10 protein-coding genes and 1 tRNA gene are annotated in these 12,190 nt (G+C 61.4%); 3 read left to right on the top strand and 8 right to left on the bottom strand.

Translation table 11 applies throughout. The features are described from left to right. Positions 1–28: 28 nt before the first annotated feature. Both CXQ93_RS01720 and CXQ93_RS01715 read right to left on the bottom strand, forming a co-directional pair. Positions 29–1,258, bottom strand: coding sequence for an AI-2E family transporter (locus CXQ93_RS01720; protein ID WP_104108751.1), 1,230 nt, complete (start codon positions 1,256–1,258; stop codon positions 29–31). Between the two features lie 246 nt (positions 1,259–1,504). Beyond that, positions 1,505–2,449 (bottom strand): aldose 1-epimerase family protein, encoded by a 945-nt coding sequence (locus CXQ93_RS01715; RefSeq protein ID WP_104108750.1) that lies wholly within the window; start codon positions 2,447–2,449, stop codon positions 1,505–1,507. 149 nt (positions 2,450–2,598) lie between these two features. Here CXQ93_RS01715 and CXQ93_RS01710 point away from each other — a divergent pair, with 149 nt between their 5' ends. The 3 genes from CXQ93_RS01710 to galK are packed head-to-tail and all read left to right on the top strand — an operon-like array spanning position 2,599 to position 5,704. Then, a complete protein-coding gene (locus CXQ93_RS01710; RefSeq protein ID WP_104108749.1) occupies positions 2,599–3,426 on the top strand; it encodes a DeoR/GlpR family DNA-binding transcription regulator in 828 nt (275 codons plus the stop codon). Further along, positions 3,423–4,547 (top strand): galactose-1-phosphate uridylyltransferase, encoded by a 1,125-nt coding sequence (gene galT, locus CXQ93_RS01705; protein WP_104108748.1) that lies wholly within the window; start codon positions 3,423–3,425, stop codon positions 4,545–4,547. Before CXQ93_RS01710 ends, galT begins: the two co-directional genes overlap by 4 nt. Further along, positions 4,544–5,704, top strand: coding sequence for a galactokinase (gene galK, locus CXQ93_RS01700; RefSeq protein WP_104108747.1), 1,161 nt, complete (start codon positions 4,544–4,546; stop codon positions 5,702–5,704). The genes galT and galK overlap by 4 nt, the downstream gene beginning before the upstream one ends. Before the next feature lie 70 nt (positions 5,705–5,774). On the opposite strand, the gene CXQ93_RS01695 is transcribed toward galK, so the two are convergent. From CXQ93_RS01695 to CXQ93_RS01670, 6 genes are all read right to left on the bottom strand, one after another. Continuing rightward, positions 5,775–6,962, bottom strand: a complete 1,188-nt coding sequence (locus tag CXQ93_RS01695; protein WP_104108746.1) for a TerC family protein — start codon at positions 6,960–6,962, stop codon at positions 5,775–5,777. Positions 6,963–7,070: 108 nt separating this feature from the next. Further along, a complete protein-coding gene (locus CXQ93_RS01690; protein ID WP_104108745.1) occupies positions 7,071–7,916 on the bottom strand; it encodes a Bax inhibitor-1/YccA family protein in 846 nt (281 codons plus the stop codon). A 275-nt stretch (positions 7,917–8,191) separates the two neighbouring features. After that, positions 8,192–8,264, bottom strand: a tRNA-Leu gene (locus CXQ93_RS01685). 70 nt (positions 8,265–8,334) lie between these two features. Continuing rightward, complete coding sequence (locus CXQ93_RS01680) at positions 8,335–8,835, bottom strand: GNAT family N-acetyltransferase (RefSeq protein WP_104108744.1); 501 nt, start codon at positions 8,833–8,835, stop codon at positions 8,335–8,337. A 183-nt stretch (positions 8,836–9,018) separates the two neighbouring features. After that, positions 9,019–10,479, bottom strand: a complete 1,461-nt coding sequence (locus CXQ93_RS01675; protein WP_104108743.1) for an NAD(P)/FAD-dependent oxidoreductase — start codon at positions 10,477–10,479, stop codon at positions 9,019–9,021. A gap of 94 nt (positions 10,480–10,573) precedes the next feature. Beyond that, a complete protein-coding gene (locus CXQ93_RS01670) occupies positions 10,574–12,181 on the bottom strand; it encodes a S8 family serine peptidase (protein WP_258068521.1) in 1,608 nt (535 codons plus the stop codon). Positions 12,182–12,190: the final 9 nt, after the last annotated feature.

Below are 12,190 nucleotides of genomic sequence, written 5' to 3'. Positions count from 1 at the left end.
CCATGGCCGCGCCGTGATTGGGGGCTAGCTAAAGTTCGACGGCGGGACGCGGCCCTGCGCCATCGTCATCGTGTGTGGCACCCGAGGAGGCAACGGCACTTTCGGTGGCGTCAGCTCCGTCGTCGGACGCCGGTAATGGAAGACCATATTTCTCCGCCATCTCGGGATCACTTTCCCAGCCGCGCCCCGCAATGTAGCGGATGAACGAATTCGCCACGGCCAGCATCGGTACGGCAAACAGTGCGCCCATGATCCCGGCAATGCCTGACCCGGCGGCAACGGCCAGGATCACGGCTACGGGGTGCAGCGACACGGCGCGGCCCATGATGAACGGCTGGAGCAGGTGGCTTTCCAGCTGCTGCACGAGCAAGACGATCCCGAGCATGATCAAGGCGTTGACCCAGCCGTTGGCCACCAGAGCCAGCAGCACGGCCACAGCGCCAGTGACGAGGGCACCCACCACGGGGATGAAGGAGCCTACGAAGACCAGAACACCCAGTGGCAGGGCGAGCGGAACCTGGATGATTGCGGCACCGGCACCAATACCGATGGCGTCAACGGCGGCCACCAAGATCTGCACGCGAGCATAATTGCCCAGAGAGGTCCAGCCTCGGCGGGCTGCACCATCAACGCCGGGGCGGGCGCGCTTGGGGAAGAACTTGACCACGAACGCCCAGATGTCTTGTCCCTCCAGAAGGAAGAACAGCAAGATGAACAGGGTCAGCAGCAGTCCCACGGTGAAGTGCGTGAGGCTGGAACCCACCCCCAACGCGCCAGACAGGATGGCGTTGGAGTTGTTCTGCAACCCGGCCAACGCCTCATCGAGGTACTGGGTGATCTGATCGTTGCTGATGGCCAGCGGACCAGCGTTGAGCCATTCCTGAATCTTGATCAGGCCCTTGATGGCCTGTTGGCTCAGATCAGTGAAACCCACCACCATCTGCCGGCCCACCAGGAACAGCGCACCCACTACGAGGACCACCAGGCCCACTTCGGCAATGGCCACGCTGAGGCCTTGCGGGACACCAATCCCCTTGAGGGTCTTGACTACGGGACGCAAGAGTGTGGCCAAAATAGTGGCGATCATGATCGGGATGAGCAAGATGGTGACCTTACTCAACAACCAGATCAACATGGCCGCAATGACCAGGATTATGGCCATGCGCCAGGACCAGGCTGCGGCTACCCGCATGCCCATGGGAACCATTGTGGATTCGTTCTGAACAGTGCGCTCTTCGTGCTGCTTATCAGGCGTCATAGAGCAATACTTCCCCATTGCGTAAAAAATCGTTAAACGGCGTCCATTTTCCCCACCGGCTCCCATAGGGCCCAAGCTCACGGTGGGACCCTCGCCGGAGGGGGCCCACACCGACACAAACCACTCACAAGCTCACGGTGGGACCCTCGCCGGCGGGGCCCCACACCGACTCAAACCACTCACAAGCTCACGGCGGGACCCTCGCCGGCGGGGCCCCACACCGACACCCACCAGCTCCTTCTGGTCTCAGAGGGCCGAGTCAATCCCCCAATGCATGGTGAATTCCTCGGCCGGAGCCAGCCACTGCAGTCCGTCTCCGGAGTTAAAAGCATTGGCCGGTCCCGTCATCGGTTCCATGGCCACGGCCAAGGAGCGGCCGGGGAAAACCTCGGTGACGTACACGTGCACGTACTTCACGCTTCCGTCGTGCCACAGACTCACGCTGCGCCCGTCCGGGGCGGACAGCGTGTGGCGCCCAACGCCGTCGTCCGTCAGAAGATCAGTGAAGGCGGTGTCCATGAGGGACTCCGGCACGGGCTTGCCGTGGCGCAGATCAAAGCGCCCGCTCACAGCTTCACGGCCCGTGGGGATCATGCGCTCATTGGCGCTCAGGTAGGTGGCCGCCTGCACAGTCAAGGTCAACTGTTCGGCCGGGACATCGCCCAGCGTGAAATACGGGTGCGCGCCCAGGACAAAGGGTGCGGGCGCGGTGGAATCGTTAATGAGGGTCTGGGCCACGCGCAGGCTGCCATCGGCGGCCAGGGAATACCGCACGTGATGGCGGACCAGGAACGGATAGCCATGCTGCGGATGGATGATGGCCTCGAGCAGCACCTGCGAATCGCTGGATTCTAGAGCGTGATAGCCGGTATTGCGCAACAATCCGTGGATGGCGTTGTTGCGCGGAACCTCCGTTATATCCAGCTGCTGCGCGTGGCCGTCGAGCTCCCAGCGCCCACCGTCAATGCGGTTGGCGAAGGGCGCCAGCGTGATGCCAGCGGCGCCGGGGGCGATCTCACCCTCCGGATAGCTCTCCACGAGCGCAACTCCGGACTTGTCATAGTGGCGCAGACCGGCGGCCAATGACGTAATAATGGCGGTGACGTCCCCGCGCTGCAAGCGGAATTGTGCGCCTGTGGCCGGGCGGGATCCCGCGAAATCTTGGTCGGCAGCGGTATGTGAAGTACTCATAATGTTTAGATTACTGCCTCCACGGCGGCGAATTTTCCTTGTTTCACGACATGTAGCTGCGTAAACACTTGCCTTAATGTAATATTTTGTTTGAAACTGTTTACTTATCTTGGCTTACTGACATCGGCGACGGAACTAGGGGTCCTTTCATGCTTGCACCAGAGCGCCAGGCGCGCATCCTCAAGGAGTTGCAACTGCATGAGGCCGTGCGCGTGGCCGATATCGCAGCGCTGTTGAATGTCAGCGAAATGACTATTCGCCGGGACATTGAGGCTCTGGATCAGAACGGCCTGGCCCGTAAAATACATGGCGGGGCCATGCGTTTGGCGCGGTTGAGCTCGCTGGAACCTGGCTTTCTACTCAACGTGGACAAAGCCCTGGAAGCCAAGCTGGCCATCGCCGCCGAGGCGTTGACTCTGGTGGAACCTGGCATGACCTTGGCCCTGACCGGCGGCACCACCACCTACCAACTGGCCGTCGCGCTGGCCGCGGAGCTGGACAGGCTCCCGAACCTGACGGTGGTCACCAACTCCCTCAAGGCTGCCGAACTGCTCTACCATCAGCAGGGCAGCTCGGATCTGAAGGTCATTGTGACAGGTGGCGAACGCACGCCGTCGGAAGCTCTTGTAGGTCCCGTGGCCCGCCTCGCCTTGCGCAACTTGAACACCGACATTTGCTTCATGGGTGTCCACGGTTTGGATGTGGACCGCGGGCTGACCAGCCCCAACTGGCTCGAAGCCGAGACCAACGCCGCCTTCATCGAGGCCACCTCGCAGCTGGTTCTGCTGGCTGATAGCTCCAAGTTCCAGGTCCGTTCCCTAGCCGCAATTGGCCCCATCGGTGCCGTTGAAACCATCATCACCGATGACGGCATCAGTGCCGCCACCGCAGAATTATTCGCCCTCCGGGTACCAAACTTTCGCCAGGCCGCGCCGCATGCGACCGCCTTCCACCCCTCAACCAGGAAGTCTTCATGACCATCGCTACCAGTACGCGCCTCGCCGACGGCCGGGAACTCATTTACTTTGACGACGGCGCTCACGCCAAGTCGCACTCTGCGCACGACACGCGTCCACTGGATGCCCGCAGCGAAGAGAACACCGGCGAGCTGCGTTACGACGCCCTCACAGGAGACTGGGTCGCTGTTGCCGCGCACCGCCAGACCCGCACCTACTTGCCCCCTGCCGACCAGTGCCCGCTGTGTCCCACCACCGGGGCGAACCTGTCCGAGATTCCCGATTCCGCCTACGACGTGGCCGTTTTTGAAAACCGTTTCCCGTCGCTGGGCCCGGCCGTGGGCCCCATCCCGGCAAACCCAGCTTGGGGCACCATGGGCCGAGCCTTCGGCAGGTGCGAGGTAGTAGCCTTTACACCGGAACACACGGGTTCCTTTGCTGGGCTCTCTGAAGAACGTGCCCGCACCGTCATTGACGCCTGGGCACACCGAACGCAGGCGCTGAGCGCACTGCCCGGCGTGAAGCAGGTCTTCCCGTTTGAAAACCGCGGCCAGGACATTGGTGTCACCCTCCACCACCCGCACGGGCAGATCTACGCCTACTCCTACGTCCCGCCACGCAGTGAGGTCATGGCCTCTGCGGCCCGCATGTTCTACGACGCCCACAACGGTACGGCCACCCTGCTCGGCGATATTGTTGCCAAGGAATCCGAATCCGGTGAGCGCATGATCGCCCAAGGCAAGCACTTCAGCGCCTACGTGCCCTTCGCGGCGCACATGCCGTTGGAAATCCACATGACCCCGCACCGCCACGTCCCGGACTTTGCTGCCCTCAACGACGCCGAACGCGACGAACTTGCCGTCATGTACCTGGACGTCCTGCGCCGCCTGGACAACCTGTACGACACCCCCACCCCGTACATTGCGGCCTGGCACCAGGCACCGCTGGATTCCGTGCTGCGTCCGGCCGGCCGTTTCCATTTGGAGCTCACCTCACCACGACGCGCCGCCGACAAGCTCAAATTCCTGGCCGGCTCAGAAGCCGCCATGGGCGCCTTTATCAACGACACCACTCCGGAACAGGTGGCTGCCCTGCTGCGAAGCACCTCCGGAACCCTCACCCCGAAAGCAGATTTAGTATGAGCCAGTCCATAAATGCAGCCGACGTGGCTGCGGCCTTCACCGACGCCTTTGGCACAACTCCCGACGGCGTTTGGGCTGCACCGGGACGCGTCAACCTTATTGGCGAGCACACTGACTACAACGAGGGTTTTGTCCTGCCGTTCGCCATTGATCGCGCCGCCGCCGTAGCCATCAAACTCCGCGATGACAATGTCGCCCGGCTGAGCTCGAGCTTCGGCGAGGCGCCCACCGTCACCGTCAACTTGGACACCCTCTCCCATGAGACCATGGCGGGCTGGACGGCTTACCCTCTGGGCGTTGTCTGGGTCATGCGCCAGATGGGCATCACCATTGGCGGTTTTGACCTCTTCCTACACTCCACCGTGCCCTCCGGTGCGGGCCTGTCCTCCTCAGCCGCCATCGAGTGCGCCGTGGCCACAGCCTTCAATGAGCTCGAACAGGCCGGGCTCAGCCTCAATGAGCTGGTTCTGGTGGGCCAGCGTGCCGAGAATGAAGTGGTGGGCGCCCCGACAGGAATCCTGGACCAGTCCGCCTCGCTGCTCTCCACCGACGGCCACGCAGTGTTCCTTGATTGCCGCACGCAGGAATCCGAGCTGGTGCCGTTGGACTTGGCCGCCGCCGGGCTGCTGATCCTGGTGGTCGACACGAAGGTCAGCCACGCGCACGCCACCGGCGGCTACTCAGCCCGCCGCGCCTCCTGCGAGCTGGGCGCCGAGGTGCTCGGAGTTGCCGCGCTGCGGGACGTTGCTGCCTCCGACCTTCCCGAGGCTGCCGGCCTGCTCGATGATGAGACGTTCCGCCGCGTGCGCCACATTGTCACGGAGAACCAGCGCGTTTTGGACACCATCTCCGTACTGGCCGACGCCGGACCAGCCGCCATTGGCGAGCTGCTTACCGAAAGCCACGTTTCAATGCGCGACGACTTTGAGATCTCCTGCCCCGAGCTTGACCTCGCCGTGGACACCTCACTGGCCCACGGCGCCTTGGGTGCGCGGATGACCGGCGGCGGCTTTGGCGGTTCCGCCATCGCCCTCATCCCGGTGGCCGAAGAAGCCACGGTGCGTGCCGCCGTCGTACATGCGTTTGCCGCGGCTGGTTTTACCGCTCCGGACATCTTCGCCGTCTCCCCTGCTCCGGGAGCCCGCAAGATCTCCTAGGAAACGCAAAGGGTCCCGGCGAATTCGATAACTGATCGAATTTGCCGGGCCCCTTTTGCGTGAGGGGAGCTTAGCGGCCCGTCATCTTTTCATGCAGAGCGTGTGCCTTGGCGACCTGCTCGAGGATCTCCTCGGAGTCCTTGTGCTTGTCACGGAACTTGACCTCCAGGTTCTGGATGGCGTTCTCCTCGACCATGAGCTGCTGGTAGACACGCTCACGCTCACCCTCATCAGCGGTGTAGTCCAACTCCAGGTAGCTTGCGGAGTGGCGACGAGCGTTGTTCAACACCGTCTGAGCCTTTCCGGACTTGCTCACGAGGGAAGCCACGATGGTGATCGCTAGGACCCCAATGATGACTGTCAGGGACAAGCTGGTGCTGATCTCGAACACGGGAACGTGCTCGCCACCGTTGATGAACGGCAGGTTGTTCTCGTGCAGTGCGTGCAGGACCAGCTTGACACCAATGAACGCCAAGATCGCGGCCAAGCCGTATGCCAGGTAGATCAGGCGATCCAGCAGACCATCCAAGAGGAAGTACAGCTGGCGCAGACCCATGAGGGAGAAGGCAGTAGCTGTGAAGACGATGTATACATTCTGGGTCAGGCCGAAGATGGCCGGGATCGAGTCCAGAGCGAAGAGCAGGTCGGTGCCGCCAATGGCGACCATGACCAACAGCATCGGCGTGAGGACTTTCTTGCCGTCGATCTTGGTGACGAGCTTGTCGCCGTCGTAGTGCTCGGAGGTGTTGAAGAAGCGCTTGGCCAGCTTGATGATGAAGTTGTCAGCATCGTCGCCGTCGCTGTCTTCTTCCTTGAGCAAGTTTCCTGCCGTGATGAGCAAGATGATGCCGAAGATGTAGAACATCCAGGACCAGGTGTTGATGAGTGCTGCGCCGGCAAAGATGAATCCGGTGCGGGCGATCAGTGCAAAGACAATACCGAAGAGCAGAACCTTCTGCTGGTCCTCGCGGGGCACCTTGAAGCTGGCCATGATGACCAGGAAGACAAAGAGGTTATCAACACTCAGCGCCTTCTCAGTGATGTAACCGGCGAAGTACTCTCCACCCATCGTGGCGCCGCCAAAGATCCAGACAACGATGCCGAAAACTACAGCTAGGCCCACGTAAATGGAGGACCAGATGGCTGCTTCTCGCAAGCTGGGGATATGCGCTTTGCGGATGTGGAAGAAGTAGTCAAAGGCCAAGAGGGCCAGGATGACAAGGATGGTAATGCCCCAAATCAGCGGGGATACGTTCATGAGATGCTTTCGCTAGTTTTTTCAGTGGATCTGAGGAGCTTTGATTGCAGCAACGCCCGGTCGCTACGGGCCGGGCGTTGCTGCAATCAGATGAAGTTGGTGGCGGGGTTAGTCGTTGCCCCGGAGGATGGCCAGCAGGCGCAGGATTTCTACGTAGAGCCACACCAGCGTCACTGTCAGGCCAAAAGCAGCCGTCCAGGAGTACTTGGTGGGCAGTCCGCGCTGGACACCCTGTTCAATGGACGTGAAGTCCACGATCAGGGAGAACGCGGCCAAGCCGATGGCCAGCAGACCCAAAACCACGCCGAACGGGATGTTGGTACCCGGGATGTCCATGCCACGCATGCCCCACGGGTTGTCGAGGACGCCGAACATCATCAAGCCGAAGTTGAGCAGCGAGAACAGTGCGTAACCTGCCAAGGCGATAATGAAGAATCGCGTCATCTTGGGGGTGGCCCGGACCTTGCCATTACGGAAGAGCACTAAGGTCACGGCAAACACGCTCAGGGTACCGAGGATGGCCTGGATCGCGATGCCAGGGAACTGCTGCTCCAAGATGCCCGTCAGACCGCCTAGGAACATGCCTTCAAAAAGCGCGTAGGCCAGAATGAGTGCCGACGAGGGCTCCTTCTTGAAGGAATTCACCAGACCAAGAACCAAGCCGACGATCATGCCCGGCCACATGAGCACGGGAATCATCCAGCCCAGTGCAGCGCCAACCAACACCATGCCGAGCGTGAAGACAGTCTTCATGATGACGTCGTCGTACGTCATGCGGCCGGTCTGTGCCGGTCCAGCGGCAGGCTTGTTATAGAGATCCTGCAACTGCTGGGCAGAGAACTGTGCCTGCGCAGACATGGTGTCCGCGCCTCCGTTGACGGGGCCGCGATATCCGCCCGGCGTCTCCTTGAAGTTCTTGTTATTGGCAAATACCGGGTTTCCACCAAGTGCCATCGTGACGTTGCCTCCAAATTAGGGGGTAATTATTCCTTTTACTCTATCAAGTCAAGCGTTTCAATCGGCGATTATGTTCCTTATGGCGCATATTGTCAGTACGCTGCCAGCAAACGTTCACCAGATGTTCACATTGAGCCCAGATTCCGCGGTCCAGCCCGGTGTCAGGACAGGCTCCCACCCCAAATGAAAATCGACCCGTGACTTAAGGTCGCTTTGGTGAACCAAAGCGACCTTAAGTCACGGGTCGATTTTCATAGGAAGGGCTTTACACGTACCCCAGGTCGGACTCGAACCGACACTGAACAGATTTTAAGTCTGGTGCCTCTGCCATTGGGCTACTGGGGCTGATCCATCAGGACCGTTACTGGCTCCTGTCAACAATACTGGATACTGGCCCTGCCAAAGAAACTGCGGGTCAACGCGAGGTGAAGGGGGCTGCGTACTTGAAGACCCCATGGCTGCCCGGTTCATGGTTGTTCAAGGCCAGTGCCATGAAATGGGAGCCCCATGACGGATCCGGTGGAACAATCCCCAGCGAATCGGCTGGCACAAATCCGAACCGTGGGTAGTAATCGGTGCTACCTAGGAGAACCAGCGTGGACTCCCCCATCGCGTTCGCCTCCGCGATAGTGGCCTTCATCAGCGCTAACCCAACGCCTTGGCGCTGATACTCCGGCTGCACGGCAATGGGACCCAATCCCAAGGACTCCTGCTCGCCGATCCACGCACGGGTGGTGATGACATAGCCCAGGATCTCGCCCCGCACTGATTCAGCAACCAGGGATAATCCCGGCAGGTACTCTCTAGACGCAAAGAGACCGCGCACCAGCTTTGCCTCGCCTGGATCCGCAAAGGCAGCCTGAACGACGGCAAGGAGCTCGGGGCGGTCATCAGCTCTCTCGCGTCGAATAATCATGGCCCCAGCTTAGCGTCCCGTGCTGACATAGCCGCGCCTGAGGAAAATGCTGCAGTTTGACGTTTTCGCTGCCGTTCAAACTATGGCGGAAACGTCAAAGTCCCGCGAAAACCTTAAAGCGCGACGCCGGCCATCCCCAGAAGGTGGGGAGGACCGGCGTCGGGCATTGCCTAAAGGGAGGTGCTACTTTGCAGCGGCGTCTTCCTTGATCTCAGCAGCCGGAGCCGCCACGGGAGCAGCTTCAGCAACCGGAGCCGCCACGGGCGCGGCAGCAGCCGGCTTGGGCTTCGGGGTAGCAGCGGAGACGAACGTGGCGCGGGGCGCCTGCAGGTTCTCCAGCTGGGCCAGGTCGCGGCCGGCGATCATGGTGACGAACCAGTCGCTGAGAACGCGGATCTTGCGCTCAACGGTGGGCATGGCCAGGCCGTGGTAGCCGCGGTGTGCAAGCCATGCGGGAGCACCCTTGAGCTGGATGCCCATGATCTTGGCGACACCCTTCCACTGGCCGAAGCCTGCAACAGCGCCGAGGTTCTTGTGCTTGTAGCCCTTCAACGGCTTGTTGAAACGGCTGGCCCACAGGTTCTTGGCCAGGCGCTTGGCCTGACGCAGAGCGTGCTGGGCGTTGGGGACGCAGGTACCGTCCGGGAGACCTCCGGTGACATCCGGGACAGCCGCAACGTCGCCGGCAGCCCAGGCGTTTTCGATGACACCGAATTCGCCGGTGACCTGCAGGTTCACGTTGACAGAAACGCGGCCGCGGGGCTCGATCGGGAAATCGGTGGAGCGAACCATGGGGTTGGCCATGACGCCTGCGGTCCAGATCAAGGTGTCAGCATCGAACTGCTGAGCCAAGGACTTGTCCGGCAGGTTGATGAGCTTGAGGTTGCTTTCCTCGGCGTTATCCAGCGAGGTGTTCAGCAGAACTTCAACGCCGCGGCTACGGAGGTGCTCCACAACCCAGAGGGCCTGAGCTTCGGTGACCTCGGGCATGATGCGACCCATGGCCTCAACCAGAACGAAGCGCAGCTCGGACTGGTCAACGCGAGCGTTGAGCTTGACGGCGGCGCGAGCCATGTCTTCCAGCTCGGCGATGGTCTCGATACCGGCGAACCCGCCACCGACAACAACGAACGTCAGGGCGCGGGCGCGCTTGGCGGGATCGGTCTCCGTGGAGGCCTTCTCGATGAGTGAGAGAACCTGGTTGCGCAGGGCAATGGCTTCTTCAATGGTCTTCAGGCCGATGCCTGATTCTGCCAAGCCCTTGATGGGGAAGGTGCGGGTGATGGCGCCGGCAGCCACGACAACGTCATGGTAGGGCAGCTCAAAGTTCTCGCCACCGTCGGCCGGGGCCACAACGGCCGTACGGTTCTCGTGGTCGATGCTCGTGACGGAGCCCTGAATGACCTCGGTCTGCTTCAGGTGCTTGCGGTAGGAAACAACCGCGTGACGTGCTTCGATGTTTCCGCCGGCTACCTCGGGCAGGAACGGCTGGTACGTCATGTAGGGCAGGGGATCGATCAAGGTGACGATGCCACCTGATTTTGCGATCTTCTTCTGCAGGTTGAAGGCCGTGTACAGGCCGACGTAACCGCCGCCAACTACAAGGACGCGCGGACGTGCTGAAAAGGTGGGTGTGATTGCCATAACCCCTATACTACATTTCTTTGTGAAAACATTCACTAGCTTGTTACTGTGAGCCGTAACGCATTAAATTTGTGCTAGAAGAACGACGGCGGCACTAGTGCTTGTGCTTGTGGCCTTGCCTCATGTTCGGCGAGGGATCCGCGGGTCCCGGCTTGGGTTCGGTGTTGGGTTCCGTCTTGGATCCCGGCTCCCCCGCCGATCCGCTCTCTGCTGCTGCCACTGGCCCGCTCTGCGGTACTCCAGACTCGGTGTTCTTCCCCGCATCAGGCCCCGCAGCGCCGGTTCCGGCGCCGGTTCCGGTTCCGGTTCCGGTGCCAGTCCCAGCGCCGATTTCCGGCCCTACGGCGCCGAGAGCATCCGCCGCACGCACGCGGCGACGTGTCACCAACAAGTGACCGCTGCCCAGCGCAAGGATGAGGACCAAGAGTCCGCCAGCGCCTAACACCAGGCCCCGTGGCAGCGCGCTATCGAGCTGCGCGGCCTTCAGCGCAACCGGCGGGCTCACATCGGTCAGCGTCGGTTTCGGTTGGGGAACGATGGTCGCGGGGGCGCCATTTTTGGTGGGCGGGACAACTGCACCACGGCGGTGCACCCTGATCCACTCAGAGATACTGCCCAGCGGGTTTTCGGTGACCTCAGGAACATCCTTGGTCAGGGCGGCCTCAGCATCAAGAACTCCATACCCGTAAATGGCATTGGGAACACCTCCACCCTTGGGCTTGGCAGTGGAAATAATCCGGTTGATGACCTGAGCGGCACTCATATCCGGGTACTTGGCGCGAATCAGAGCTGCAACGCCGGAGACGATCGGCGCCGCACCACTGCTTCCGCTCCAGCTGGCATAGCCACCATTGGGCAGTCCGCCGGCCAAGTCTTCGGCCGGTGCGCTGACACCAATGCTGATGCCCTGAGAAGAGGAGTCAACGCTCGCCGTGCCATCCTTGCCTAAGCCACCAACCGCCAGGATGCCGGGAATGGTGGCCGGGGCCCCCACTTGTTCGCTTCCGGTTTTCCGGTTGCCCGCCGCGGCGACAATGACCACATCATTGGCTTCGGCATAGGCAAAAGCGTCGTCCCAGCTCTGCGGCCAGGCCGTGGACGTACTGCCCAGAGACATGTTGATGACCTTGGCGCCCTGATCCACGGCCCATGTCACTGCGGATGGAATCTGATCGTCAATGTTCTTGCCGGAGGGGTTTTCGCTACCCAACCAGACGGAAATACTGAGAAGTTCAGCCTTGGGGGCAACGCCAATGACGCCGTCCGGCCCCGCGCCCACAACGGGTTTGGGCTTGGCAGTGCTTTTAGGCGTCGCCTTGCTTGTGGCTGTGGGGGTCGGAGTGCTGGCGGCGTGGCCACGGCCCGCCAGCATCGTGGCGACCAGAGTTCCGTGCTCAGGTTCGGCGCCAATGCCTTTGGTGCCGTCATCATCACCGGAGCCAGACATGTCGATCCCGCCCACCACAGCACCCTTGAGATCCTTGTGATCGGCATCAATGCCGCTGTCAATGATGGCAATTTTCACGCCCTCACCCTGCGAAACATCCCAAGCCTTCACAATGCCGGACTGCTCCAGCCAGTACTCTCGGTTGCGAATATCATCGGCCGACGCCGGAGTGGCGCCTACCACAGCCAGAGAACCGGCCACGACAATCGTCATCAGCGCGGCTGCGGTGCGACGTAACCGTGGGGCTAACTGCATGAATGCTCG

Source organism: Arthrobacter sp. N199823, from assembly GCF_002929705.1.
Classification (GTDB): domain Bacteria; phylum Actinomycetota; class Actinomycetes; order Actinomycetales; family Micrococcaceae; genus Specibacter.
Note: the sequence above shows the minus strand (reverse complement) of the source record. Positions and strands in the feature narration are given on the sequence as shown.

Bases quoted from the DNA above. Each gene is read 5' to 3' on its own strand.
- CXQ93_RS01720 (WP_104108751.1), bottom strand. From the start codon at position 1,258: ATGACGCCTGATAAGCAGCACGAAGAGCGCACTGTTCAGAACGAATCC.
- CXQ93_RS01715 (WP_104108750.1), bottom strand. From the start codon at position 2,449: ATGAGTACTTCACATACCGCTGCCGACCAAGATTTCGCGGGATCCCGC.
- CXQ93_RS01710 (WP_104108749.1), top strand. From the start codon at position 2,599: ATGCTTGCACCAGAGCGCCAGGCGCGCATCCTCAAGGAGTTGCAACTG.
- galT (WP_104108748.1), top strand. From the start codon at position 3,423: ATGACCATCGCTACCAGTACGCGCCTCGCCGACGGCCGGGAACTCATT.
- galK (WP_104108747.1), top strand. From the start codon at position 4,544: ATGAGCCAGTCCATAAATGCAGCCGACGTGGCTGCGGCCTTCACCGAC.
- CXQ93_RS01695 (WP_104108746.1), bottom strand. From the start codon at position 6,962: ATGAACGTATCCCCGCTGATTTGGGGCATTACCATCCTTGTCATCCTG.
- CXQ93_RS01690 (WP_104108745.1), bottom strand. From the start codon at position 7,916: ATGGCACTTGGTGGAAACCCGGTATTTGCCAATAACAAGAACTTCAAG.
- CXQ93_RS01680 (WP_104108744.1), bottom strand. From the start codon at position 8,835: ATGATTATTCGACGCGAGAGAGCTGATGACCGCCCCGAGCTCCTTGCC.
- CXQ93_RS01675 (WP_104108743.1), bottom strand. From the start codon at position 10,479: ATGGCAATCACACCCACCTTTTCAGCACGTCCGCGCGTCCTTGTAGTT.
- CXQ93_RS01670 (WP_258068521.1), bottom strand. From the start codon at position 12,181: ATGCAGTTAGCCCCACGGTTACGTCGCACCGCAGCCGCGCTGATGACG.